Source organism: Aliidiomarina haloalkalitolerans, assembly GCF_003987315.1.
Taxonomy (GTDB): Bacteria; Pseudomonadota; Gammaproteobacteria; order Enterobacterales; family Alteromonadaceae; genus Aliidiomarina; species Aliidiomarina haloalkalitolerans.
Map to the genome: position 1 here is coordinate 1 of NZ_PIPI01000005.1, position 26659 is coordinate 26659.

18 protein-coding genes are annotated in these 26659 nt (G+C 50.3%); 11 read left to right on the plus strand and 7 right to left on the minus strand.

Annotated elements, in window-relative coordinates; all coding sequences use genetic code 11:
- Positions 1 to 224 precede the first annotated feature (224 nt).
- The 4 genes from CWE06_RS07765 to CWE06_RS07780 are packed head-to-tail and all read right to left on the minus strand — an operon-like array spanning position 225 to position 5214.
- Positions 225 to 3365: a DUF6701 domain-containing protein gene (locus tag CWE06_RS07765; protein ID WP_126792852.1), complete on the minus strand. Its 3141-nt coding sequence runs from the start codon at positions 3363 to 3365 to the stop codon at positions 225 to 227.
- The gene (locus CWE06_RS07770) at positions 3352 to 3813 is read right to left on the minus strand and encodes a hypothetical protein (protein ID WP_126792854.1); all 462 of its coding nucleotides are present in this window, start codon (positions 3811 to 3813) and stop codon (positions 3352 to 3354) included. The genes CWE06_RS07765 and CWE06_RS07770 overlap by 14 nt, the downstream gene beginning before the upstream one ends.
- A gap of 10 nt (positions 3814 to 3823) precedes the next feature.
- A complete protein-coding gene (locus tag CWE06_RS07775; RefSeq protein ID WP_126792856.1) occupies positions 3824 to 4636 on the minus strand; it encodes a PilW family protein in 813 nt (270 codons plus the stop codon).
- Positions 4636 to 5214 carry a type IV pilus modification PilV family protein gene (locus tag CWE06_RS07780; protein WP_126792857.1) on the minus strand — a complete coding sequence of 193 codons (579 nt, stop codon included), beginning with the start codon at positions 5212 to 5214 and terminating at the stop codon, positions 4636 to 4638. The genes CWE06_RS07775 and CWE06_RS07780 overlap by 1 nt, the downstream gene beginning before the upstream one ends.
- Before the next feature lie 189 nt (positions 5215 to 5403).
- Between CWE06_RS07780 and CWE06_RS12600 the strand changes: the two genes are divergently transcribed.
- The 3 genes from CWE06_RS12600 to CWE06_RS07795 all read left to right on the plus strand — a co-directional run bounded on the left by CWE06_RS12600 (position 5404) and on the right by CWE06_RS07795 (position 9406).
- The gene (locus CWE06_RS12600; protein ID WP_157981157.1) at positions 5404 to 5943 is read left to right on the plus strand and encodes a pilus assembly FimT family protein; all 540 of its coding nucleotides are present in this window, start codon (positions 5404 to 5406) and stop codon (positions 5941 to 5943) included.
- Positions 5944 to 6107: 164 nt separating this feature from the next.
- The gene (locus tag CWE06_RS07790) at positions 6108 to 8414 is read left to right on the plus strand and encodes a Calx-beta domain-containing protein (RefSeq protein ID WP_126792861.1); all 2307 of its coding nucleotides are present in this window, start codon (positions 6108 to 6110) and stop codon (positions 8412 to 8414) included.
- Between the two features lie 86 nt (positions 8415 to 8500).
- A complete protein-coding gene (locus tag CWE06_RS07795; RefSeq protein ID WP_126792863.1) occupies positions 8501 to 9406 on the plus strand; it encodes an MBL fold metallo-hydrolase in 906 nt (301 codons plus the stop codon).
- 90 nt (positions 9407 to 9496) lie between these two features.
- Here the strand turns inward: CWE06_RS07795 and CWE06_RS07800 are convergent, their stop codons facing one another.
- The 3 genes from CWE06_RS07800 to CWE06_RS07810 all read right to left on the minus strand — a co-directional run bounded on the left by CWE06_RS07800 (position 9497) and on the right by CWE06_RS07810 (position 15538).
- A complete protein-coding gene (locus CWE06_RS07800) occupies positions 9497 to 10972 on the minus strand; it encodes a purple acid phosphatase family protein (RefSeq protein ID WP_126792865.1) in 1476 nt (491 codons plus the stop codon).
- An 83-nt stretch (positions 10973 to 11055) separates the two neighbouring features.
- Positions 11056 to 13905: a TonB-dependent receptor gene (locus CWE06_RS07805; protein WP_241972517.1), complete on the minus strand. Its 2850-nt coding sequence runs from the start codon at positions 13903 to 13905 to the stop codon at positions 11056 to 11058.
- 166 nt (positions 13906 to 14071) lie between these two features.
- Positions 14072 to 15538, minus strand: coding sequence for a histidine-type phosphatase (locus tag CWE06_RS07810; protein ID WP_126792867.1), 1467 nt, complete (start codon positions 15536 to 15538; stop codon positions 14072 to 14074).
- Between the two features lie 230 nt (positions 15539 to 15768).
- Between CWE06_RS07810 and CWE06_RS07815 the strand changes: the two genes are divergently transcribed.
- The 8 genes from CWE06_RS07815 (at position 15769) to tldD (ending at position 26659) form a co-directional block, all read left to right on the plus strand.
- On the plus strand, positions 15769 to 16812 hold the full coding sequence (locus tag CWE06_RS07815; RefSeq protein ID WP_126792869.1) for a rod shape-determining protein: 1044 nt from the start codon (positions 15769 to 15771) through the stop codon (positions 16810 to 16812).
- Positions 16813 to 16815: 3 nt separating this feature from the next.
- On the plus strand, positions 16816 to 17712 hold the full coding sequence (mreC, locus tag CWE06_RS07820) for a rod shape-determining protein MreC (RefSeq protein ID WP_126792870.1): 897 nt from the start codon (positions 16816 to 16818) through the stop codon (positions 17710 to 17712).
- Complete coding sequence (gene mreD, locus CWE06_RS07825) at positions 17712 to 18197, plus strand: rod shape-determining protein MreD (RefSeq protein ID WP_126792872.1); 486 nt, start codon at positions 17712 to 17714, stop codon at positions 18195 to 18197. The genes mreC and mreD overlap by 1 nt, the downstream gene beginning before the upstream one ends.
- 64 nt (positions 18198 to 18261) lie before the next feature.
- The gene (locus CWE06_RS07830; RefSeq protein ID WP_126792874.1) at positions 18262 to 18876 is read left to right on the plus strand and encodes a Maf family protein; all 615 of its coding nucleotides are present in this window, start codon (positions 18262 to 18264) and stop codon (positions 18874 to 18876) included.
- A 6-nt stretch (positions 18877 to 18882) separates the two neighbouring features.
- Complete coding sequence (gene rng, locus CWE06_RS07835; protein WP_126792876.1) at positions 18883 to 20352, plus strand: ribonuclease G; 1470 nt, start codon at positions 18883 to 18885, stop codon at positions 20350 to 20352.
- A complete protein-coding gene (locus CWE06_RS07840; protein ID WP_126792878.1) occupies positions 20352 to 24380 on the plus strand; it encodes a YhdP family protein in 4029 nt (1342 codons plus the stop codon). The genes rng and CWE06_RS07840 overlap by 1 nt, the downstream gene beginning before the upstream one ends.
- A complete protein-coding gene (locus CWE06_RS07845; protein WP_126792880.1) occupies positions 24367 to 25203 on the plus strand; it encodes a carbon-nitrogen hydrolase family protein in 837 nt (278 codons plus the stop codon). Before CWE06_RS07840 ends, CWE06_RS07845 begins: the two co-directional genes overlap by 14 nt.
- Positions 25193 to 26659, plus strand: a complete 1467-nt coding sequence (gene tldD / locus CWE06_RS07850; RefSeq protein WP_275065575.1) for a metalloprotease TldD — start codon at positions 25193 to 25195, stop codon at positions 26657 to 26659. The genes CWE06_RS07845 and tldD overlap by 11 nt, the downstream gene beginning before the upstream one ends.

Consider the following 26659-nt stretch of genomic DNA (forward strand, 5'->3'; position numbering starts at 1 on the left):
ACCACTTGCTGCCCTGGAAGATCAAAAACTCGGTCTAGCGTCAATTAGTTTGACCGGTTGATAGGCCAGCAAAACTGATCACCTAAGTGCGTTACCAAAGTCAACGTGTGCTTCCAGTGACGCTTACGTTTAGAACTGTGTCATTATTGGGGAAGTGGACATTAAGCGACACAGCACATCAAAAGGAGGCTCGAAAGCCTCCTTTAATATCCTTCCGGTTCAAATCATTGTTGTCGTCTAAACAATATCCGGTCATAACTACGATACCGCCCAAACTCGCCAATAGCTGTTGGGTTTGTAGGCTCTGTCGCACCTTGTTCCCAAATGTATTTGAGCCATGCAGGTGCATCGTATTCGAATTCCACAGTGCCGGCTGAGCCTAAAGCAAGCCATCGCATATGACTATGAGGCAGCCAACCGTCTATGAGCTCTCCGGCTACTTCTCCACCTTTGGCAGGAAAAGGTGCATCTGGCACTAAACTAAGTAAGTTGTAGTCATATGGTGTACATGAATCGAGTGTGTTCAGTATGAACCGAGAACCGTTATAGTACTCCGCCCGCATTATTACGGGTAAGTCTTCATCTTCCGGGCCAAATACATTCTCTAGGGCCAAGCGGCCATAGAAGATATCCTGAATGTCATCTACAGTTCCAATGCGCACGGCTGATACAGTTGCACCGGCAACATCGACATCGAATTCAGCTCCTGCAGTATCTATGGTTTCGCTATAAGTTGATGATTCAACGTAAAGGCCTACCCGTACATCTCGGTAGGGGCCATCTGGTGCATAGCTTGCTTGTCGCGCAAACCTTAAATATTCATCGGCCGGCATTGAGAATTGTAAAACACCATCAACCCAATCGCTTCTTATGGCGTCTATGACTACCCATTCATCAAGTCCTGCGTCAAATTCTTCAAATCGAGCGATAAGGTTATCAGGTACAGAGGCTCCAGAGAGGGTCTCTGCAGCAACAAGGCCAATATTCGCAAGGTCAGGAAACCCTGCTGTGTAATTGACTGTTCTGCTTGGGACTGTTTCACCGGGACGCAGTGCAGCAAGTGCCTCAATCTCAAAACTAAAGTCGAGTGCATCGTGATCCATGTAGGTAAACACGCCGCATGAATGCGCGTTTGAAAAGTTCCCATTCACGATTGACAAGCTTGCTGGATAAAAAGTACCGAGCTCAAGTGGGTATTGCGTGTAGCCGGATTCACCGATGTTGTATCCAAGATATGAGTGTCCAGCTAATTGCGGAATAGCGCGAATTACTCCTGCTTCATGGTAGTAAACATTGTTGTAATTAATCGAGCCGCCCGTATTACTCGACCACTCTCCGCCGAAAGTTCCAAGCACGCCGTCGCTCGGTGCAACTAAATCTACTCCGACAGTTAGAGGGCCACTCGCGAGAGTACTTCCCGACCAAGTTAAGGCGCTCTCATTGCCAAAATTTTGTGTTATAGGTAGTGGGGTTGTCAACTCAGTAGGTAGAGGCTCATATAAGCTAACTATGCTGAGATTGAAGCTTTCTCCTGCCGCTTTAAATGGGTCCGGAGAATTCACTGTTTCTGACAGAACAATCGCAAGGGCGGCAGGATAAACGAGGATATTTGCAGCTCCTTCAGCACTAGTCTTTATAGCTAAACGATCGTCAGATGGGTCTGGAATAGTCCCAGTTGTACCCTCGAGTTGCAAAAAAGCATCAATGCGAACACGGCCAACATCATTAAATCGATTCGACAGAGGCGCAAAGCCTTGGTTATTAAAGGTTACCTGACCTGCTGTATAGCCAGCGCTATGGACATTTATTGCGGGTAGAGAGCCAGACTGAATAACGTAAGGCGTTCCAGTACAGGAGTTCGGATCTGTGCATGCTAGCCGAAAATTAACTGTTTGCTGTGGTTGGTCGGTAAATAAAGGAGCACAGGTAGCGGCAGTTCCGCCTTCTTCAACATTTGTCTGCAATGCCCAAAGGTAACTATCGTACGTAGAGCCAGCTCGCTTCGGACTAATTGGTACAGCCGGATCCGAGTTGCTACCAGAAAATACGAGGCCTGATTCGACGAAGTTGACTGAACAGTTCTGCGGTAAACCGCTAGCATCTACACAGCGTAAGCGGCTGCCCGAGGTGACAGTGAGAGAATTGATATTACCAGTCTGAGCATAGTGGCTAGAAACAATCGATGTCACTCCTCCTGGGACATTCACCAGACTTAAGTTGAGTAGTCCATTGGTAACAGTCCCATTCATACGAATGGTCAATGGGTCTTGAAGCGTGCCGCTTCTCCAGTAAGATGTGGCCAAAGTTGAGTTTTGTACGATATCAAAAGGTCGCTGATAAGTAGTCGAGCATGCTGTATTACCGCATGCAGTCAGTGTGACCGGAGCCGCTAAACAGGATAAGGTTTGCGGTGGATTGCTTATTCTTAAGTGATCAATGCAAAGTGAAGACCCATCTGAAAAGCCAAAAGGATCGTCGTTGATAATTACAACAGCGTTTTGCTGAACGTTAATACGTCCTTCTACGACTATCCCGCCCTCAAAAACACTTCCGTTCTGAATGTCGACTAAAGTATTTGCATTCTGACTATACACCACGCCTGTCAGCGCAGCATTGTTCTTGAACCGGACGATTGTCTCTGCACCCGAGGGAGTATTATTGTAGAGATAAACACGCAAATCACGAGGTGTTCCACCAGGGTTGATCACCGCATTGTTATTCGGATTTGACTGGTTACCGAATGAGCGACCAATGTGAAAATTAACCTGACCATTAATAATGATTCTCGCACCGTTTCGCAGATTAAAATCACCAATGTAATAGTTACCCGAGTTAAATGTATAAGTATTATTGTTTTCTGCTAAGTTCAAGGTGTTAATGTAATAAGTCCCGCCGCTAAATGTGGCTCCTCCGTTAATGGTTAATGTGTTGTAATCCGATGGAGGAACCGTTGTACTTGTAAAAGTACGGTTATTGGTATTGCCTGTTAAACGAGTGAAACTTAAAGGTGTTACATTAGGAGCAGGAATTTCTAAATCTTCAGTCCATATTAATCTTGTTTCTGGAATGTCTGGGTTATACTGAAGAAAATTGTGAGCTCCAGGGTTCATCAAAAGAGGATATGTCGTAAGTTGCGAATCCACTAAGTCACGAACTCGGACTATTGCGCCACTATTGACAGTCACTCCAGTCAAGCCGACATACCCTTGCAGTCGCCCACCGAAATCTAAAGCGTCACACCAAATTGGCGCTATGGGGAAAGTATCCTGCGCATTAGTCGGCGCACCGACTAGAAGGAAGGCAATAACAAATGAACTTTTAAACACAAGGTTCATTGCGGTCTTTAAGTTATCAATAAATTTCATCGGTGGCCTCCAGCAAAATGCGCCGAGAGTATGTTTGATTGCCTGCCTCACATGAACCAATCGATTCAATGCGGAAATTATAGCCGCGGTATGGGTCAGGAATGTCAAAGTAGTTACATTCAATAATTGCGCTGCAATTTAGCAGCCCAGTTACATTAAAATCATATTGGTGGGTGATCGCGGGGCTTGTCCCGCGGACTGTGCAATACGTGAGGTTGACGTCATCATTTAGTGGAAATATGTTTGTTAATGCTATCTCTAATCCGCTTGAGGCAGCAGCTTCCGCGCGGGTACCAAACACCTCTGCGACGGTTGCGCTCGAAACGTCCGCTAGAATTCTCATCATGGTCAGCCCTAGTAAACTCATGACAACAATAATAAATATGGCAATCGGTAAAGCACCACCATGTTGGCTTCTATGCATGAAGGCTTTATTAGTAAGTCGCATAACTCTTCTATTAAGGTACATTGGGTAAAAACACCTCGTGAGCTAATTGCATAAACTCACCAGTCCCAGGACGAGTGAAGCGAAAATCAATAATTACCAAACTGTTGCGATTGAGAGTTGGCGCTGCTACTGAAAAAACAGGCTCGCCTGCTTCATTCGCAAGGCCAGTAGCCATCCGCTCTTGCGAGGGGGCTGCAATGGCTACGCTTCCAGCGCTAGTGAGTGCATGACCTGCTCGACGAACCAACTCACCAGTACTGGCGTCGAAACACCATTGAACTGGATTTTCTGTCACATAAAAGCGACGCCCTGTACTTTGTGTTTCAAAAACCTCGGACTCAACAAAATTGATGGCAAATAATCCTGCAGGTAAACCCGCAGATGTTGTTGCTGGTGTGCCAATTGTTTTGCGTCGTGGCGACGTGCCTGCATAAACTTGAGCAGGATTTTCGGCAAAAACAAATAGATGTTGGCCGGGACTTAAAGCCGTGCTGCTCAACGGTGGAACCACAATAAACTGATTCGTAGGTTGGCTTGGTAATGCGATATCGACATATTGACCGCTGGCAATCACGGGTAAAAACTCGATACAGCGGCCGTCATCAAACACTTGAATACTTCGGGGTAGGGCGTTTTTTAATTCGATGGTTAAACGGTTCACCGCAAAACGGCCTTCACCTGTAATTCTTTCTCGACCCACTGTATCGCTGTAAATACGAGTACCAAAGCCAATGTAATTGAAGGTGAAGGTACCAATTACGCCGAGCAAAATAATGACTGTGATCAATTCAACTAGAGTGTAACCGCGTTGTGAGGCTTTCATTAGAAGTTACCTCGCAAGCTACTAAAAACAAATTCTTGGCCTAATGGAGTTGTGATAGTTACTTTGATGAGCTTAAAGTCGGTAATGTCGGTTTGGCATAATCCAACGGGGTCGCTATAACAAACCTCGACTGAATATTGGAAGTTACGGTAAACATCCGCAATCTCATTTCCTAAGGCGTCGACTAAGTCTGAACAACCAACAGGAACTCCAGGAGACTCACAAGAAACAAGACCATTGTAGTCGTCAACGTCATTAAAGTTAGGACGCAACTCACCACTCTCGGGGCCAAGCGAACCAGCAGCGGTGCAACTCGTGCCAGCCTCGCCACAGCGAATGAGACCGCCGACGCGGTCACTGTTTTCGTCAAACGAGCGACCAGAAATCTCGTCGAGCAAAGCCTTACCCAATGCAGCGGCACGAGCTTGCAACACAGGCTCTGCAGAGCGCTGCGCTTGTGGTAATATCATGAGGGTCAAAATGACGAAACTCGCCGTCAGTGTGACAAGGCCTACGATGATTTCAATCAACGTAAACCCTCGTTGCGATGCGCTAGTTACTCGAGGCATTTTTGCCATACTAACTCCATTTCAATGTCATGATTAACAAGAAGTTTACCATCACAAAGAAATCCGGCTTCTAAATTAATCAAACTATTGAGAATTCTAGCTTATCTACTAGACTTTGTTTATATAATGTTCTTCATATATGGATGAAGCTTAGATGGGACTATGCTTAAACGCAATTCGCACTCAGGAGTTTGCACATTGAATTTTTTCCCTAACGGAATTGCTCGTGCGCGCGGCAGTTTCCAAGCGTCAAAACAGCAGCAAGGCTTCACTTTAACTGAACTGATTATTGTTATAGTTGTACTAGGTATTCTTTCGGTTTTTGCGGCCCCTCGATTTTTTGGCACCTCGGGTGTTGATGAGGCTGCGCTAGAGTCTCGCGTCATTAGTATGTTACGCCTGCAACAACAGCGAGCCATGCAAGATAGTGCTTCACCATGTTTTGGCGCAGTGTTTACTGCTGCGACCGGTCGCGTTGAGCCCTATGACTGCGGTGCGACAGTAGATCCGGTGCGTATTATTGAATTGCCGTCAGCTTTAACCCTGGCGACTATTTCAGTGCCAGCAGGGCTAGAAAGTGCGATTCGCTTCAATTCACTTGGTTGTCCTGTTTCAGTTGTCCATGAGACCACAGAACAAGCATGTGGCTCTGCTCGCATTCAATTAACTATCACTGGGGCAACCACCCGCCAAATCTGCATTCAAAGCCAAGGCTATATCCGCCCGGGGGCTTGTTAAGATAAAGTTTTATTTGCGTTTTAAGTCGAACTCAGTAAAACAGGATCTTGCATAAAAACAATTTGTTACAATTCAATTGAACTATGACGATTGTTAGGTGTGCAATATTTCAGAACTCGGCTATAGTGCAATGGATATAAAAACTCATACAAGGATGCAGCCTCATGTCAAAATCCTATTGCTTATTTTCTGCCCTGCGCAACACATTGCGGTTTTCCGTGTTGCTAGCCTCACTACTAGTTCTCTCAGCTTGTAGCTCCGACCACCCAGATGACAAGCCAGGCGGGGTGAATAACCCTTTACCGGAAGTGTCGATCAGCGGTGTTGGTAATGTTGAGTTTGAACCGGGAAGTACGGAGATCTTCTATTCGATTCCGATCACGTTTTCGCGAGCAGCTCCAGCTGATGGCGAAGTGCGGTTCCGGTATATTGCGGGCAGCGCACTTGCTGGTCGAGATTTCGAAGCGGGATCCACTACGATTCAATTTTCTAAAGGTGAGCGGCAGGCGAGCATTCAAATTCGTTTGCTGAATGCAAGTGACCGTTTTGCCGACCGTCAGTTTAGTGTTGAGTTGTCAGGTGCGAGTAATGCAACGCTCGGCAATTCGGTAAGTCATACCGTTATATTGCAGGCACGAAACCAGTCTGGTGGCTCAGGTGGCGACGTTACACCAGCCTCACTGAATCTTCCTGACAGCCTACAGTTCATGGCGCCACCGTCCGGCGTTCAGCAGTATTCCGTTGTTCTACCATTGTCGCGCAGTCTAAGCGGACCAGGCTCGGTTGAGATACGCACCGTTTCTGGTTCAGCAATAGAAGGCGAGCATTTTAGTGCAGTAACTGGTACCAACTGTACAAACGGGCGCTGTTCTGTTCCGGCTGGCGCTAGTGAACTTAGTTTCTTTGTACCATTAAACGGAGCAGCAAACTCTGCCTCGCGTTCTTTCCGCTTGCAGTTCCTTGGGGCAGAGGGTTTTGAACTACCATCGAACCGAGAAATTGCAGTCGAGATTCAGTATGGCACAGAAACGTCGCCAGCAAGCCCTGAGCTAATTGCTCCGAGCAATATTTCAGTGCGTATGCCAAGTGCGACAAGAGGTTCAGTTAACTATCCATTTGTGGTGCCGTTAAGTGCGACATTATTAGAAGCTGCAGAGCTTGAATGGCGTACTGTTGAGGGAAGTGCGCTTGCGGGTCTGCATTTTACCGCCGTTGATGCGACGGGTACGAATGCCGATACGTTACATGCTGGAACTCGCGAATGGTCATTCGAGTTGGAAATTCTTCACGATCCAGCGCTGTCATCGAATGCTCAATTTGAACTGCAATTGGTGAGTGCGAGTGGTTTGGAATTACCTGTCGATCGCCGGATTATTGTTGAAGTTGTAAATACCAACCCAGCAGGAACCCCAGTACCAACTGTGAACGTCCCTGCAGAGAAGGTTTATCATGAGCCAGCAAGCGGTTCACAAGACTATGTTATGCGGTTGGCGTTGAGTGAGGTCATGTCGTCAGAAGGCGCTGTCGGTGTTTCATTTATCGATGGAACTGCCCGTGCCGGAGTCGATTTTGACGGTTTCAGTGGCGATGTAGTTATTCCTTCAGGAGCTACCGAACTCGCTATTCCACTAACCCTATATCAGAATAGTACGTCGTTAGAGAACGCTGAGTTTCGGGTCGAGCTCTACAGCCCAAATGGCGTTATTTTGCCGGCCAATCGCGAGTTCACGGTGCGCATCATTGACTCTGGCGAAGTAGCACCATTACCGATGCTTAGTTTAGCGCCTGGCTTATTGCGTGTTCCGACGCCGCGCGGAGACGACCCAGAAACGGTGACGCTGTATTTCGAGTTGTCAGAGCCGATGCCAAGTGATGGTGCTGTTACAATTCGCAGTCGCAATGGCAGTGCAGCTGCGGGCATTGACTTCACAGAGGTAGCGTTACTCGATTATGTTGTGGGCGAGAGTTTCACTGAGCTAACTGTTTCTGTCGAGCTTTTGCCAACGTTAGCGAGTGAAGCACGTGAATTTGAACTCGTATTCTCGCGAGGACAGGGTTTGCAACTACCGGAGAGTCGTTCTGTGACCGTGCAAATTGATCCACGCGATACGCCTGCCATTCCTACGATTGGTGTTCCTGGAGGCGATGGCGAAGTTGAATTTGTAGCCCCAGAAGCCGGCAGTGAAGCACGTGTTATTGTTCTGCCGTTTGATGGGTTAGCGCCATTACGAGGTGAAATTGAAGTTTATGCGCAGAATCGTACCGCGCAAGAAGGTGTCGATTTTGCACTCGATGATGACATTTTTGAGTTTGCGATTGGCTCCGATGGTGTTTCAATTACACTGAATCTATTGCAGAGCATAACCACAGAGAAGACTTTCGAGATTGTTTTGGTGAGTGCGGTTAACGCCAAACTGCCAGAGGATTTTGAAGATCGTATTATCTTTGTTCGGATTATTCCGTTTAGTTAATTAAACTGGTTTCAGACAAAAACTAAAAAGCTGTTTTGTGACTATATTAATGAAGTCCAAAACAGCTTTTTTATTGGAGATTTAGCATGCTTGCTTTGAAGAAGACAAACTTTGGTTTGAAGACTAATTTAGGGGTCGTTGCGCTCTTAACTTTATCTTTTCTGGCTTTACAACTCTTGATCAGCCAACCCACCCAAGCGCAGGAGCTCACTGAAGCTGAGCTCGCTGATGGTGTGTATATGCTGGAAGGTCAGGGCGGTAATATGATGTTGGTGTCGACGCCGACGCACACGGTGTTGGTAGATGCGCAGTTTGCGCGGATGGCTGAAGCCATTGCAATTACCTTGGCGCATAAAGCGTCGCAGCCGTTGTCGCTGTTAATCAACACCCATTTTCATGGTGACCATGTCGGTGCCAACCGTTATTTGCGCGAAGCATTAGGTGCAGAGATTCTGGCGCATGAAAATGTGTTGGTGCGCTTAACTGCCAATGAGGAGTTTCCGCGCGAAGGTTTGCCTAGCGAAACCATGACCGAGCGCAAGCAAATCGACCTTGGCGCCGTTAATCTTAGTATTCAACATTACCCGACTGCGCACACTGACGGTGACATCGTTATTTGGGTGGACGAATTAAATATTGTTCATGTCGGCGACTTGTTTTTTGTTGACCGCTTTCCGTTTGTTGACCTGAGTGCGGGCGGGACGGTGCAAGGCTATATCGACGCAATTAATGCGGTGCTCGCACGTGCGAATGAACAAACCCAAATCATTCCTGGTCACGGCCCGCTCTCGACAACGGCGGATTATGTCCACTTGCGTGACATGATCATTGCAACCCGCGAGCAAGTGCGTGAATGGCATGCAGCTGGCGCTGATGTCGACACCATGGTTGCGACGGGGCTCGGCGAGAAGTGGCAGGACTGGACGTGGAATTTTATTAACGAAGAGCGCTGGATTCGCACCTTGCACAATGATTTGTTGGCATCCCAGTAAGCGCCTGCGTTTAACTAACATAACAAAACGCAAGCCACTAACGACATCAGTCGCTAGTGGCTTTCTGTTTTGCTTCGAGCCAGTTCGCTACTAAGGCTGAATCACTTCCGTGCCATTCCAACAGCGAGTTTCCCGCGGCTTGTTGGGGTTGCTGCAGCGATGTAAATACAGCGGGGAGTCACTGCCAATTGCTTTGTTGTGCACGCTGACACTGCCGTCTTCGGCTTTAACGAGGTCAAAGGCGTCGAACAGTTCGCCAGTGACGGTGCGGGCTTCGTAGTGCAAGCGCTCTTCGGTAAAGCGTAAGGTTTGGAACAACTGTAGTTCTTCCGCAGTGGCTTGCATGAATTTCGCGGAGTCGTCCGACACTAAATACATTTTAGGGCCTGCAACCGACACCACATACATGGGTCCGTACCGTGTTAACTGACCACTCGTTCCTTCGGTGTGATTCTGTCCTCGGCCGTACGTATGGTCGTGGCCTTGCAGCACAAGGTCGACGCCAAACTCATCGAATACGGGTTGCCAATACTTGCGCAATGCCGGGTTATCTCGGCCTAAAGACACTGAAAACATCGGGTGGTGATAGGTCACAACAGTCCATTGGTTCGGGTTATTTTGCAGTACTTCGCGTAACCATTCGGCTTGTATGCGCGCCATGTCGTCACTTTGCACCGCTTCCATGGAGTCGAGTGAAATAAAGCGCACGCCTTGGTAATCGCTATACCACACCGAGCGCTGTAATGGTTCTGGGCCATTGGCGGCTACGGCGAAGTGGGTTTCCCATTGCGGCACAATAGTGCGCGGGCCGTCATCGTGTTCAATGTACTCGTGGTTGCCGGGCGTCACGAACTGCGCAATCATGCCATTGGCCCAACCGCCCGCGTCAAACCACTCGCCCCATTCGTTGTCGTGCTCGCCATAACGCGAGTTCACGAGATCGCCGGCATGCACCATGACCATGGCTTCCGGTGTGCTGCGAAATGCTTCACGAATAACTCGCGAAAAGTGTGATTTCACTGCGTTTTGCGCGTCACCAAAGTAAATGGCTGAAAAGGGTGCAAATTCGGCTTTCGGTGTACGGAATTGAAACCATTCGCTCCAAGCGACTTGCTCAGGGCCGTTTGCTTCTGAGCTCGCTGCCGCCGTATGGCTGCCACCACGCACGCGATAGGCATACAGGGTGTCGGGCTCCAGATTGTTAAACGTCACGTGATGGTGGTGTGCGTCACCGTTTGTCGTAGACAGCGCTAATGTTTGTCCCTGCACCGTTGTGGCAACGTAGTGTAAGCCTGGTGTGTCTAAAGCTGGCGAAATTTCAGCAACCGCAAAAGTAACTGAACTGTCGGTACGCCATGTGACTTGATGGCTACGCTCGGCTGCGGCACCCGGAAGCAACACAATGCGGTCCGGAAACATAGTCGGCGCGTAGCGAATCACGCCTTCGGGTACTAAAACATTTCGTTCGACTTGCGGTGCTGGTTGGTAGTTGGTTGTGACAACAGGTGTCACATCGTGGGCAGCTAAGGGCGCGGTGAGAGCAAAAGCTAAGAGGCTAATCGACATGATGTTTCTCTCTTTTGTCAGGTTAGGTAAAAAAGTAAAACCGAAGCACCTCCTTATGCTTCGGTTTTCACAGAGAGCCAGTGTTAGAAGTTAGCGCGAATTCCAACTTGCCAAGCGCGGCCGAATTGCTCGTGCTCGTACACTCGGGTGCGGTCGCCTTGATAGCGAATCGCACGTGAGTTGCTCAGGTTGCTCGCTTCAGTGAACACGGTGAACATGTCATTGATTTTGTAGCTGGCGGTGAAGTCCATGGTGCCGCGGCCGTCCCAGTACACGTTCAAGCCTGGGTTAGCCGTGTCGTAGGCATCAATGAACTCAGAGCGATAGTTGTATGCCAACTGTGCACTGAAACGTTCAGAGTCGTAGTTCAGGCCAAGGTTGTAAGTATGCTTACTGGTGCCGGCAAGGTCAGTTTTACCAATTCCAAATGGTAAGTCTGCAGACGACTGGGTATGGGTGTAGTTGGCTAAGAAACCGAAGCCTGACCAGAAGCCTGGTAAGTTTGCTAAGGTTTGCTGCCAGTTCACTTCAAATCCGTACAATTCGCCGCTGTTTGCGTTTTCAGGGCGCGTCATCCGGAAACCGTCGAACTCACCACCGACGAAGGTGCTCCGGGCTTTAAAGATTGGATCTTTCAAGTCTTTGTAGAAAGCACCCGCTGAGATTAGTCCGAGTGGCTCAATATAGTATTCAGCCATTAAGTCGAAACTATGCGCAAACGTTGGCTTTAGGTCGGTGTTACCAATGTCGATTGTTCCGACGCCAGTTTCACGATCTTCGATGACAAAATACGGGGCCATGTCAGTGAAGTTTGGTCGGCTAAGTGCAGTGCTGTAGGCTGCACGCAGCACGATACCATTGTCTAACTCGTGACGCAGATGGGCACTTGGGAAGAACTTGGTGTAGTCATTCTTCGCAGAAACAGGCATTGCTTCTTCGGTGTCCGCATCGAATTCAAAAGCGTCACCGGTGATTTTCGTATGCTCGACTCGTGCACCGAAAACTACGGTGGTGTTGTCCCAAGCCAAGGTATTCATGGCGTAGGCGGCATAGGTGTCTTCGCTCGCTGTGTAGTCACCCGTTACCGAGGCGGCGACGCGTGGTAAGTAGTCTTCATTTTCGAACAGCGAACCGTAGCGTGCGACGTAGTCACGAATCATTTTCGGACCATTGTGGTAGAAGCCATCGAATGGACGCGAATGGCGGTCGATAATAATGTCTGCGAAAGCAGGCGCTCCGGCACCGACGCTATTGCGCATCCGGTCTTCGTCACTGAACTTTTCACGTAAGCGCATTTTCGCACCAAATCTAAAGGTTGAGAATGCGTTACCCCATTCGCCCGGCATGGTGAAATTAATCGCGTAGGACTGCTCTTTGTCTTCAGACTCACCAAAACGACGCTCATAACGACGCCAGCTCAAGTCTTCAAGTGGGAAGTTAAAGTCAGAGCGCACAACGTTATTGTTGCTGTCGAGAACCTGATAGGTTGGGAAGTCAGGGTTACTGTAATCATATGCAACACGAGGACGCGAGCTCTCACGATACAGCAGATAATCACGGTCTGGGTATTTCTGTGACGCTCGGCTGTATGCAGCTGAGTAGTCGATGGTCATGTTGTCGAGGAAGTGTCGACCACCAAACTGGGTTGCATTGATGCGGTTCACAAACGTCCGATGACGCATTTCTTTTTCGAAGGTTGTGCGACCAGAAACACCGGTGACTGAATTTGAGCCAGCTTCGAAACGATCGTACTCAATGACTAATGAGTCACGGTATTCATAGTCTTCAAAGCGCGAATAAGTATGGCTTAAGAAGAAATGCGCGTCGTCGGTTGGGCGGAAGTCAAGGCGTGCAGTGGCGCCAGTGCGGCTGCGTTTCACTTCGTAATCTTTAAATTCGGTCACTTCTGGCAAGAATACACCGTCGTCTTCAAACCAAGTGTGCTCGATGTTATCGGTAACGCGATTGGTTTCGCTGTCATTAAATGACACCAGTAAACCAATGTTCTCGCGCTCGCCAAAACGGTCACCAAAAGTTGCTGCAACACGATGTGAGTCGCCATTGCCTTTTTCGTTGCGTCCCATAGCGACGCTGCCGCGCATGATGCGGCCACGGCTATCAAGAGCACCTTGAGTCACAATGTTAATGTTACCAGCGATGGCGTCAGCGTCCATGTCTGGCGTAATGGCTTTGGTTAGCTCTAAAGCTGCAATCACATCAGCTGGAATGGTATCAAGGTCAACGGCACGCGTGCTGCCGTCTGGCGAGGGTAAGACAATACCGTCAATTGAAACGTTGGCGTACTCTAACGGTGCTCCGCGCACGTTGACATATTTACCTTCACCTTGGTCACGCTGAATGGATGCGCCAGGAATCCGTTGCATGGACTCAGCAACGTTGGCGTCGGGAAAGCGCCCAAGAAAGTCAGAAGAAACCACAGATTTGATATTGTCAGACGCACGCTGTGCGTTTAATGCTCGGGCTTGACCACCGCGGCTACCTACAACCTGAATGCGCTCAACGGCAAGTTGTTCAAGTTCGAATAGGAACTCCTGACCAGCGTTAGCAGTAACGACTGCAGCAACGGTTTGGTTTTCGTAACCAATAAAGTCGACGCTTAGTTCATAGTTGCCGGCTGGTAAGCCGTCGATCCGGAAACGACCTTGGCGATCCGTTGCTACTTCGCGGTTGGTGCCGAGTACGCGAATGAGTGCACCTTGTAAGGCTTGGCCTTCCGGGCTTACCACTTGGCCACGAATGGACGGGGCGTTAATGGTTTGTACCGAAGCGGCAACCGTATTAACTTGCGTTTGCGCTTGTACAGTTGCGGTGTAGCCGGTGAGGGCAGCCGCAACAGCAAGGGAAACGAGTGCGCGTTTTGCGAAGGTGCGCATAGGTTGGTGTTGTGAGTGAGTATGGCGAACAGTAGTCATGATGCAATCCCATCGTTTTAGTAATGATGGGAAGGCAGTGTAAGAAGGTTATGTGACAAAAGAGGTCAGCACTGATTACAATTTGTTTACATCTTTGCGCTAATTCGATGACAGTTCCATGAAGAGCCCTGCACCGCAGGGCTTGCACTCAGAAAACAGAATTGAGCTACTCGATTTCGTAGCAGCTTTTCAGCTCGGCTAGTTGGTAAAAATAGCCGGAATACGCTTGGCAGTGCTTTGCAAACGGGGTTTCTTGTTCGTTCCACAGCATTCGCACCAGTGTCTGTCCTTGTTCATTGCGATAGACGTCCCACTGAATATTCGCCCCCATCGGCGCAATAATCGCGGCGCGCCACGGGTTATTGCTGTAGCTATACGGCAAGTTCGGGTCGGCACTTTGAGTTGCTTCTGGCAGTCCAAGCCAAGTGGCGACTGGCATCAACGCTTGGGCATGGGTAAAACGGAACATGGCAAACTCTTGATTGCCGGCAGCAGCTGCTTCTGCACGCTGAACCATGTCGACCACAAGGTTACGTGCCGCTGCATAGCTAATGTCTTCGTCAGCAAAGCCTGGGCCACGACCATAGAAAGAGTCCGCGTCGTCAATGAGTGCTAGCCACTCACGGGTCGGTTCAGGGATGAAACGCGTGAAGTCCGGTGCATTTTCTAAACTCAGGTTAATGGCAATGCTGAAGAGGTCATAGATTGCGAGCGCCGCATCATCGGCATTGTTAATTTGATCATCGGCATCGTCATAAGCGACGAATTGATACGCACCTTGTTCGAGTTTGTCGATAAACGAGGGGTGAAATAGCGGTTCGAGAATTTCTCGGCTTGCCGACTGAGTGCGTGGATCGTTCAAGTAACCGTCCATGACGGCGGCCACACGTGGCCCGTCTTTGTAGTCGTCATAGCCTTCAGAACCTTCAGCGCTGTGGAAATAAACCACATGTTCGTCTGCGAATGCGGGTTGAAAGCGTTGCTGGTCTTCAGGGCGGGCTTGCAGCCAACCTTGAACAAAGGCTTCACCGCTGTCGCGCGCTCGTGAGCGGCCTGAATGCATGACACCAAAGGCTGCTGTTGCTGGCAGGTTAACGAGCGTTTGGGCATGGCGCTGAATTAAGCGCACGGCCATGTCGCGGTGCTCTTGTCGCCCTAGCTCACTTAATTGCCCATAACCTAAGTCATGATGAATATTGAGCATGCTGACGACTGCTGCACCTAGTTCTTTGCCAAGCGGGGTTAGCGCTTGTTCACGTTGTGCTTGCAACCATAACTGCAGCACTAAGTCGTCGGCGTCTGGGCTAGATAACCCGCGTGAGCCATGTCGCGCTACGTGCTGTATGCTGATCAACTGATAGCCTGACGGCGGCACCGAGTAGCTGCTTAAGTCAGCCCGCGGTGCATACGGTGTTTTACTGGTGTAATAGGTGACGGTTGCTGTGCTACGGACGCTAAGGGCGTTTTTGTCATCTTGCGTGAAACTTGCAGGTGACGCTGAACTACAGCCGAGCAATGTGGTCATACTGAAAGCTAACAATGCGGAGCGAGTGACGAAGCGCTTGGTGTCGAATTGCAGACGCGCAGGTGTTGATGATGGCGCACGGGTTGCGGAAGAATGACGGTGAAGCATAAATAGTCCTTTTTGCGAAAGCGGGGTACGTGTGCCCGCAGCCTAAACCGAGTGCATGACGGTTTCATGACAGCGCAAATTTGGGTCGCTGGAATGTAAGTGATCGCAAACTGTATAAATCTTGCAAAACCGCGAAAACATGCTTGCCGCAGGGATCTCAGCTTGGTAAAGTTAGCGCTACATTTTGTTAATGTTCACCACAATAATCACGTTAAAGGGAACAACCCCCCATGTTTAAGAAGTTGCGCGGTTTGTTTTCCAACGATCTTTCGATCGATTTGGGAACAGCAAACACTCTCATCTATGTGAAAGATAAAGGCATTGTGCTAAATGAACCGTCTGTAGTGGCGATTCGACAGGACCGCGCGGGTGGTGCCAAAAGTGTTGCGGCAGTAGGTCATGCGGCAAAACAAATGCTCGGTCGTACGCCAGGCAACATTAAAGCGATTCGGCCGATGAAAGACGGTGTTATCGCCGACTTCCACGTCACCGAGAAAATGCTTCAGCACTTTATTAAGCAAGTACATGAGAATAATTACCTGCGGCCAAGCCCGCGGGTTCTGGTGTGTGTGCCCTACGGTGCCACCCAAGTTGAGCGTCGCGCCATTCGTGAATCAGCATTAGGTGCAGGCGCCCGTCAAGTGGTACTCATCGACGAGCCCATGGCCGCAGCCATTGGTGCTGGTTTACCCGTGTCTGAGCCAACTGGTTCCATGGTGGTCGATATTGGTGGTGGTACCACGGAAGTTGCGATTATCTCCCTAAACGGTGTCGTGTACTCCAGCTCGGTACGGATTGGTGGTGACAAATTCGATGAAGCGATTATTAGCTACGTTCGTCGTAACTTTGGTTCACTCATTGGTGATGCAACTGCAGAACGGATCAAACATGAAATTGGTGCGGCCTACCCAGGCGAAGAAGTGCGTGAACTTGAAGTTCGCGGCCGTAACCTTGCCGAAGGTGTGCCACGCTCGTTTACTCTAACTAGCAATGAAATTCTGGAAGCACTGCAAGAGCCGCTCATGGGTATTGTGGCGGCGGTTATGCATGCACTCGAGCAGTCACCGCCAGAATTAGCGGCGGATATTTCTGAGCGCGGCATGGTACTAACCGGTGGTGGCGCCTTGTTACGCGACCTCGACCGCTTGCTGATGGAAGAAACTGGTATTCCAGTGATTGTCGCTGATGACCCATTAACCTGTGTTGCCCGCGGTGGCGGTAAAGCTCTCGAGCTCATCGACGAGCATGGTGGCGACCTCTTCAACGACGAGTAAACCGTGTCGACTCCGCTATTTATTCGAACGGTCTCCTTGCGTGTGCGTTTAACGCTAGCCTTAGTGCTAGCGTTTTTGCTTATTTTCGCAGACCACCGCCTTGGCGCCATGCAACAAGCTCGGATGTTTCTAAACTCAGTGATTAGCCCGGTGCAATACTTGGCGGTGATGCCTGAGCAAAGTCTTGATAACCTGGTTTACCGCCTGCAAAGTCGGCGCAGTTTAATTGCCGAAAACGACCGTCTGAAGCGCGACATGCTTGACTTGCAAGGGCAGCTGCAGCGGTTCGAATTTCTTGCTTTAGAAAATGATCGGTTGCGGACTTTGTTGGCCAGCGATGAGCGCCGTGAGCGTTTGCGCATGGTCGCCGAGGTCATTGCTGTCGACTCCGACCCGTTTACCCATCAAGTGGTGGTGAACAAAGGTACGCGGCATGGTGTGTATATTGGGCAACCGGTGATTGACGCAGAAGGTGTGGTTGGTCAAGTTGTTGACGTTGGCGTGATTACCGCTCGAGTGATTCTGCTAACTGACCAAAGCCATGCCATTCCGACTCGTGCGCAAGCCAGCGGTATTCGCGTCATCGCCCAAGGTGTCGGTGAAACCAATACCCTCGAATTAATGCATGTGCCGCACTCAACTGAGTTACAAGTTGGTGACTTATTAATGTCGTCAGGGCTTGGCGGTGTGTTTCCAGAAGGCTACCCGGTTGCGCGCATTACGGCGATTATCCGTGACGAGTCGTTACCCTTCGCACAAGTACGCGCGACGCCAGTGGCAAACTTAGACCGTATTCGAATGCTGCTGCTGTTGTGGGAAAGTGATAGTGAATACCAGCCGCTTAACGGTGACGCGACTGAAAGCGCCAACGCGAGTGACCTGCCAGAGGAGCGCCGCTAATGTTGGGTCGGATTCTACAACGTACGATTATTCTCATTACTTTTGTGCTGGCGCTGATTCTTGCGGTGATGCCGATGTCGCTCGCCATTGCGCCATGGCGCCCCGAGTGGCCGTTACTGGTGCTAGTGTATTGGATTATCGCCTTACCGCATCGGGTCAATATTGGCTATGCAGCGGGGGTTGGTTTAGCGGTTGATGTCTTACTAGGCTCAACGCTCGGCTTCCATACCGCCGCCTATGCAATTGTTGCGTATCCAGCCGCACGTTATTACAGCCGTATTCGTAATTTTTCACTGTCACAGCAAGCCTTGCTGGTGATGGTGTTGGTGTTTGTTGCCCGCGCCATTGTCTACATATTTGAACACTATTTAAATAACGCCCCGCTGATGTGGCATTACTTTTGGCCAGCGCTCAGCTCTGCATTGTTTTGGCCTTGGGTGTTTTTAATGCTGCGCAAAGTGCGCCGTAAGTTTCTTGTCCGTTAATTTAACCTGTAAAGAATGTAACCTGTAAAGAATGTAAGGCGTAAAGAGTGGTAGTACGTGAATAATGAACTGTGATCTCTATCTAGCGTCGGCGTCTCCACGTCGGCAAGAACTACTGCAGTCACTTGGTGTGACGTTTACTACCCAGCCGGCGGACATTATCGAAGAGCGCTCCGAGGGAGAGGCTGCGACAGATTATGTCGCAAGGCTGGCGCGGGAGAAAGCGCAGGCGGTTTATGGTATATTAAGTGCACAAAATCGCTGGCAAACCAACACCGCAGTGCTCGGTTCGGACACCATTGTGACCGTGCTGGTTGACGGTGTCTGCCAAGTGCTCGAGAAGCCGCGGGATTTTGCTCACTTTCAGCAAATGATGACATGGCTAAGCGGCCGTACCCATGAGGTGCTGACAGCCGTGCATTTGTGCTCGACGCTGGGGAGCTGGTCTGTGGTGGTCAAGACTGCAGTGACCTTCGCCGAGCTTTCTGAACAAGAGATCGCTGACTATTGGGCGACCGGCGAGCCGCTCGACAAAGCTGGCGGCTATGGTATTCAAGGTGCAGCGGGTAAATTTGTGCAACATCTCGCCGGTAGTTATTTCGCCGTGGTGGGTTTGCCGCTATACGAAACCGAACAATTATTGAAACAGTGGCGACTGGCCGCAAACAACGTGGAGTAAACGCCGATGAGTGCAGAAATTCTGATTAACGTGACGCCAAGTGAAACGCGAGTGGCACTGGTGGAAAACGGAATTCTGCAAGAAGTACACATTGAGCGTCAGGCCCGCCGGGGTCTGGTTGGCAATGTCTACGTTGGTAAAGTTAGCCGAGTGCTGCCAGGCATGCAGGCTGCGTTCGTTGATATTGGTTTGGAAAAAGCCGCTTTTTTGCACGCCTCCGACATTATTACCCACATTGAAAACGTTGAAGAGCTGGATCGTGAGCATTTACCGCCAGCCGATATTTCTCAGTTAGTCCGACAAGGTCAGCACATTATGGTGCAAGTGGTGAAAGATCCGCTTGGCACGAAAGGCGCGCGGCTGACCACCGACATTACGATTCCCTCCCGTTATTTGGTGTTGATGCCGCGTTCAAAACACGTTGGCGTGTCGCAGCGCATTGAAAGTGACGACGAGCGTGAACGCCTGCGTAAAGCTGTGGACCAATTCTGTGACGACGACATTGGCTTCATTGTTCGTACAGCAGCAGAAGGTGCAGGGCGCGAAGAGCTCGAGCAAGACGCATTGTTTTTGCGCCGGCTGTGGGAAAAGATTCTTGAGCGCAAAAAACGCCACTCAAAAGGCGGCATGTTGTATGAGGACTTAAACCTTGCAGCACGGGTTTTACGTGATTTTGTCGGTGTTGAAGTGGAACGAATTCGGGTTGATTCCCGTCTAAGCTTTCAGCAACTGCAAGAATTCGTGGCGGAATTTGTGCCGCAGCTGACCGATCGCTTGGAGTATTACGAAGGCGAACGACCGATTTTTGACTTGTTTGATGTCGAGAATGAAATTCAGCGCGCACTAGACCGTCGGGTGCAATTGAAGTCGGGTGGTTCGTTGGTCATCGACCAAACCGAAGCGATGACCACCATTGACATCAACACGGGTGCGTTTGTTGGTCATCGTAACCTGGAAGAAACAATTTTTAATACCAATACCGAAGCAACGCAGGCCATCGCGCGCCAGCTACGGTTGCGAAATCTTGGTGGCATTATCATTGTCGATTTTATCGACATGCAGAACGACGACCACAAACGTCGGGTGTTACACAGCTTAGAGCTGGCACTCGCCAAAGATCGCGCCAAAACCAGTATCAGCGGGTTTACCTCGTTAGGTTTGGTCGAACTGACCCGCAAACGCACGCGCGAGAGTTTAGAGCACGTGTTGTCGTCGGAATGCCCGGTGTGTAAAGGTCGCGGTTCCATGAAAACGGTGGAAACCGTGTGCTATGAAGTGATGCGCGAAATTGTCCGGGTGAACCGGGCGTACGCAGCGGATAAATTTGTCGTTTATGCGTCAGCTGCTGTCGCAGAGCGGTTATTGAACGAAGAATCGCAAGCATTGGCGGAATTAGAAGTGTTTGTCGGAAAGCAAATTAAGATTCAGGTGGAGCCTTTGTACCATCAAGAACAATTTGATGTGGTGATGATGTAGTGAGTTTAGGTAAAGCGGTTAACTTTTTTATTGCAAAACTATGGCTAACCATTGGCATTCTGCTGGTGGTCGCTGCGGTGCTGCTCAGTGTTGTGCGGTACTCGTTGCCGTACGCGGACCGTTTTCATGACGACATTGCCGAACAGCTTAGTCAACAACTCGGTTATCCGGTGACGCTCGAAGGCTTGCACGCCGACTGGACACGCACTGGGCCAACTGTGGTGCTGCATGACTTGCGTTTAAGCCCTGAGGTTGACTCACCGGTTTCACTGCATGTTGAACGGGCGAATTTAGGTATTCATTTTTGGCAGAGCTTGTGGAACTGGGAACTGCAGTTTGAGCACTTTTCGGCCATGGGTGCCGAGCTTGATATTCAAATTCAGCGCGATGGCGAGGTTGGCAATACCGACGCAACCTTAGATTTCCTTGAAGCACTGTTTTTACGTCAGCTCGATCACTTCCAGCTAAACGACGTCTTAGTGCGTTTTCACTTATTTGAGCAAGCTCCGCGTGAAATCCAGCTCGATACACTCATTTGGCGGCAGCACAATGGCAATCGCCAAGCGACCGGAAGTTTCCGAATTCCAAACGTAACCGTGAATTCACTCGACTTTATTCTCGATGTGACAGGCGACACCTTTGCCAGCGCCCAAGGCAGTTTATACGTTGACGCTCAAAACCTGGATATCACACCATGGATTCAGCAGTTAACCACAACTGCCCGATTTAACCGCACGGCGTTTAACCTACAAGGTTGGCTCGACTTCAGCGAAGGCCAGTTTGGTCACGGCCAATTACACCTAAATCAAAACGTACTGAGTTGGGAACGCCATGGCGAAGAACATGAACTCACCACACAGCCGACCTCTTGGGTGTTACAACCGGAAGAAAATGGTTGGCTGCTGAATAGCCAGCCATTGGAAATCCAGCTTGATGAGCGGACTTGGTTGATTGACAGTGTGTTGTGGCAATACCGCAACGGTGAACACACGTGGAACACGGGTAACATTGAACTTGTCGATTTTAGCCCACTGTGGAGCGTGTTTGGTTCGCCGGGTGAAGTCTTAGCTGAATGGTCGGAAGGTCTTGCGACACGCGGTGTCGTAACTGACTTGCAAGTGCGGTTAACGCCAGAACGGGAGTGGCAATTCCATTTACGTGCGGATGACCTCGACTGGCAACCGCATCGAGGCGTGCCGGGTATCTCAGGCTTGCAACTAGAGCTGTGGAGCAGCCGCAGGCAAGGCAATTTTGTCGTTGGCGGTGACGAAGTTCGCTTAAGCTCGCCAGCAACCTATAACGACGACAAAGCGCTGAGTGAGTTGGCAATTGCCGGTGGCTGGCTACAAAACAATGGTGATTGGGTTTTCGATATCGACTCAGCAACGTTCGGATTGCCAGGTGCGGAAATTCGTCAACAGATGCGCATTAGTAACGGTCATGCGGAAGGTGTCGCAATTGACTGGCTCGTGGTCGGTGGTAGTCACGGCATGGCGGTCTTAGACGTGGTGACCTTGCTGCCACTGCAAATGGGTGAACGTTTAGGCCAGTACCTAACCGACTCGTTGGTGGCCGGTACCGTTGACGATTTACGCATGGTTTGGCGCGGGCCAATGGCGGCGTTTCCGTATCAGGAAGGCGACGGTATTTTTCAAGCGCAGGTACAAATGAACGATTTAGGGCTGAAGTTTCAGCCTAACTGGCCGGCAATTGTCGGTGCGCAGGCAGATTTACGCTTTGTCGACCAAGAACTGTATATTCAAACCCGTGGCGGTGAGCTTGCGGGAATTCCATTAACGACGGTGAATGGTGTTATTAGCGGTATTATTGGTGACAGTGAGCCACACCTGCACATTGCGTCATCTATTGTCGCAGAGCCGCAGCCGCTTGCTGACATGTTTGCTTTAAGTCCATTAGCTGGCTCAGTTGCAGCCACCTTGCGCGAAGTGCAGGTGCAAGAGCCGATTGAAGGCGCCTTTACGCTCGATATCCCGTTAGTGCCCGACAGTGACGTCATTGCTGCTGGCAGTGTCAATTTCGCCAATCATAATATCTATTTGAGTTCTGTCGATATGTGGTTGCGGGACGTTCATGGCGAACTCAGTTTCGACAATGCCGACATTCGGTTTACCACAGAGTCAGCTCGACTATTTGGTCAGCCGGCAACAGTTGACCTCACTGGTGGCTTAAGCAATGACGAGTATATGCTACGCGCTGACCTTGCTGGGCTTTGGAACTTACCCGATTTAGCCCAGCGCTACCCGGAGATTCCCTTATTATCGCGTTTAGGCGGTGAGATGGATTGGACGGCGGAACTCGCCATTGCGCTGGGGCAAGAGTTTCAGCTCGAGATTGACCTTGATGGTGACTTGGCAGCGAGTCAGTTCAATCTACCGGAGCCGATTGCGCATGTGCCGGGAAATGAACGTCGCGCCCGCTTAGAGTTGCGCATTGACGATGATGATCTTGTTGCACTTGGGCGGGTTGCCGATGTACTGCAGGTGCGTGGTGAAATGGCTTTGAGCCAAGGCGGTTTTCAAGCCCTCGAAATTCAACTCGGTGCGAGCAATTATCCGGTTGCTGCGCGACCTGCACAAGGCTTTCAAATTTTTGCCGGTTTTGAGCAAACGGACTTAGGCGACTGGTTGCCACTGATTGGTGAGCTGTATGCAAGTGCTTCCGACGAAGACAGCGCTGTTGCCAGTGAAGCGACTGCTGCAAGTGAAACGATTACTGAAGGTGAAGCAGCAGGTGCCAGCCAAGCAACGGCTCGCATTCCGGCATTAACTCGCATTGACGCCAATGTGACAACTTTGCACTGGTTGGGCCAACGGTTTCCGAATAGTGAAATTACAGGGCGCAGCTCGGATGACGGTTGGTTAATCGACTTAACGGCCGACAACACCCGCACCCGTGTCGATTGGAATGTGGCGACGCCAGGGCAGATTACCGTCGGGGCGGATTATTTACTATTAAGCTCAGCGGCACGCGGCGATACTGAAGAAGGTGCGAGTGATGATGCTTCTCAGCTTGCGGAAACAGTGACTAGCAGCGAAGTGTTTGATCCGGACTTTTTGGCAGGTTTACCGCCGATTGCATTTAATTGTCGGACTTGTCGTTACGATGACAAAGACTTAGGCGAAGTGCGCCTGCGCTTGAGCCCGGCTGCCGGCGGGCAAATCGAACGCTTTGAAATGCGCCGTGGTCGTACTGTTTTGGCTGCACAAGGTGGCTGGACTCATGACCAAGGTGAAAACTTGCGCACCACGATTCGTGGCAGCTTTAACTCGAACAATATCGGTGCCTATGTTGCCGATATGGGCTTCACTTCAGTGGTGCGTGATTCAGACTTAAAAGTGGAATATCAATTAAATTGGCCTGGACTGCCAACCGACTTTGATCGCGCTGACCTGAGCGGCGAAGTGCAATGGTTATTAGGTCCGGGGTATTTGCGCGACGTCCCAGACGCTGCACGGATTTTCTCAGTGCTTAGCTTAGAAAGCGTGATTCGTAAGTTTACCCTCGACTTCCGCGACATTTTCGCGCGCGGTATGTTTTATTCGTCCTTCGGTGGTACCTTGAACCTGCAGGACGGGGTGGTCAGTACAGACAACACGCGCATGAATGGCGCTGCTGGTGATATGACAGTAAGCGGTACCACGAACCTTGCCACGGAAGCGATCCATTATCAGCTGACTTATGTACCGAAAGTAACCTCGAGTTTGCCGGTGTTGTTGGCGTTTATGGTTAACCCGCCAAGTGGCTTAGCAGCGTTACTCATCGACCGTATGCTGCACGACGCGCAAGTAATTAGCCGCCTGCAGTACGAAGTCACGGGTACCATGAGTGACCCGGTCGTGAATGAAGTAAGCCGCGATAGTCAGGAAGTGGAATTGCCTGAGTTAGCCGACGAAGTATTGCCACGCGAGTTACCGGAAAATACGGAAGCTGAGCTTGAGCGCAAATGTACTCAAGGCGACTCCCCTGAGAACGAAAGCCCTGAGAGCGAAAACAATGGCGAGCATTAGTCTACTGCAATGGACTTCGCGCCGTGAATGGGCGCTGAACCGTGATTACATTGCCACGCAACTCGAGCAGTTGGCGGCAACCACAGCTGCGCCGCACTTAGTGATTCTGCCCGAAATGTTTGCCCGGTTTGGTGCAGGTGAGTCGGCTCAAGGCCGTTGTGCTGAGAGCTTTGGGCAGGGTGACGTGCAGGATTTTATTGCGGACTGTGCAAAGAAGTTTCAACTCTGGATTCTTGCTGGTACGTTAGCGATTGACGAAGGTGAGCGCTACGCCGCCGCCTCAATTTTGTACGACGACCAAGGCCGCGTGCATGCGCGTTATGATAAAATTCATTTATTCGACGCCGATGTAGCTGACCAAACAAAAAGCTATCGGGAGTCGAAGTATACGGTACCCGGCAAGCGTTTAGTGGTCACAGATACGCCTTTTGGTAAGCTGGGCTTAGCGGTCTGTTATGACCTGCGTTTCCCTGAGATGTTTCGGGCATTACGAGCGCAAGGTGCAGAATTGATTGCTTTGCCGTCGGCATTCACGAAAGTAACTGGGGCGGCTCATTGGCGCGCATTAATTCAAGCCCGTGCCATTGAGAATCAAGTGTATCTGCTGGCTCCGAATCAAACCGGTACCCACGATGATGGTCGCGAGACCTACGGCCACTCCTTGGTGGCCGACCCGTGGGGTCGAGTGATTGCTGAGCTTGGCGATGCGCCTGGCTTTTTAACTGTTACTCCTGATTTTTCTGAACTTCATGCGCTGCGCCAACGTATGCCGGTGCAGCAACACAACAAATTTGAGGTGCGTTTCATTGAAGATAGCAACTGAAGTCGCTGAACAGCTGTTGGCTCCGGGGCAACTCGACGAGTCATTGTTACAGCATTGCCTAGATGATCTGGCCGGCAGTCGCATTGATTATGCCGACATTTATTTACAAAGCAGCAGCCACGAAGCGTGGGTGCTCGAAGACAGTATTGTGAAGAGTGGCAGCTTCAGTATCGAGAGCGGTCTCGGTATTCGTGCAATTAGTGGTGAAAAAACTGGCTTCGCTTATGCGGACAGCATCGACCCAGCAGCGCTGACGCGTGCAGCAAAAGCAGCCAAGGGTATTGCTGATAGCGGCGGTGAAGGCAAAGCTAAAGTTCTGACGTCGGTGAATGGTCACGATCTCTATCAGCCAGAAAACCCGCTGAGCAGCTTAAGCGAAAGTAAGAAAATTGCGTTGTTGCAAGCCATGGATAAGCACGCTCGCAAAGCAGACCCACGTATTCAAGAAGTAACGGTAAGTTTAACCGGCGTGTACGAGCATATTTTAGTGGCGGCAACTGACGGCACGTTGGCGACCGACATTCGGCCATTAGTGCGTCTGAATTGTAGTGTGTTGGCTGAGCAAAACGGTCGGCGTGAACGCGGATCTTCAGGCGGTGGTGGCCGTGTCAGCTATCAGTATTTCTTCGAGCCAGTGTGGCTTGACCAAAATGACTCGCAGAACGAACAGCCGCGCTACTTAAGCTTTGTTGATGAAGCGGTGCGCCAAGCGTTGATTATGCTCGAAGCAAAACCAGCTCCAGCTGGCAGCATGCCTGTGGTGTTGGGCTCAGGCTGGCCGGGTGTTTTATTGCATGAAGCGGTCGGCCATGGTTTAGAAGGTGACTTTAACCGTAAAGGCTCGTCGGCTTATGCGGGGCGGATTGGTGAACAAGTGGCGGCGAAAGGGTGCACCATTGTCGATGATGGCACCTTGGCCAATCGTCGCGGTTCACTGCAAGTGGATGACGAGGGTACGCCAACCCAGCATAACGTTCTGATCGAGGACGGGCGCTTAGTCGGATACATGCAAGACAAGCTCAATGCTCGCCTTATGGGTGTTGCGGCCACCGGTAACGGCCGTCGTGAGTCGTATGCGCATTTACCGATGCCACGAATGACCAACACTTATATGCTCGGTGGTGATCATGCGCCGGACGAGATTATCGCGTCCGTGAAGCGAGGCATTTACGCACCGCAATTTAGTGGTGGTCAGGTCGATATCACTTCCGGCAAGTTTGTTTTTTCGGCGTCGGAAGCGTATTTAATTGAAGACGGGAAAATCACCGCGCCATTAAAAGGCGCCACCTTAATTGGCAACGGCCCAGAAGCAATGGCGCGAGTGTCGATGATTGGTAATGATTTGGCGCTCGATACAGGTATAGGCGTTTGCGGCAAAGACGGTCAAAGCGTGCCCGTTGGCGTTGGTCAGCCAACCTTAAAAATTGACGCCATGACCGTTGGTGGTACTGAATAA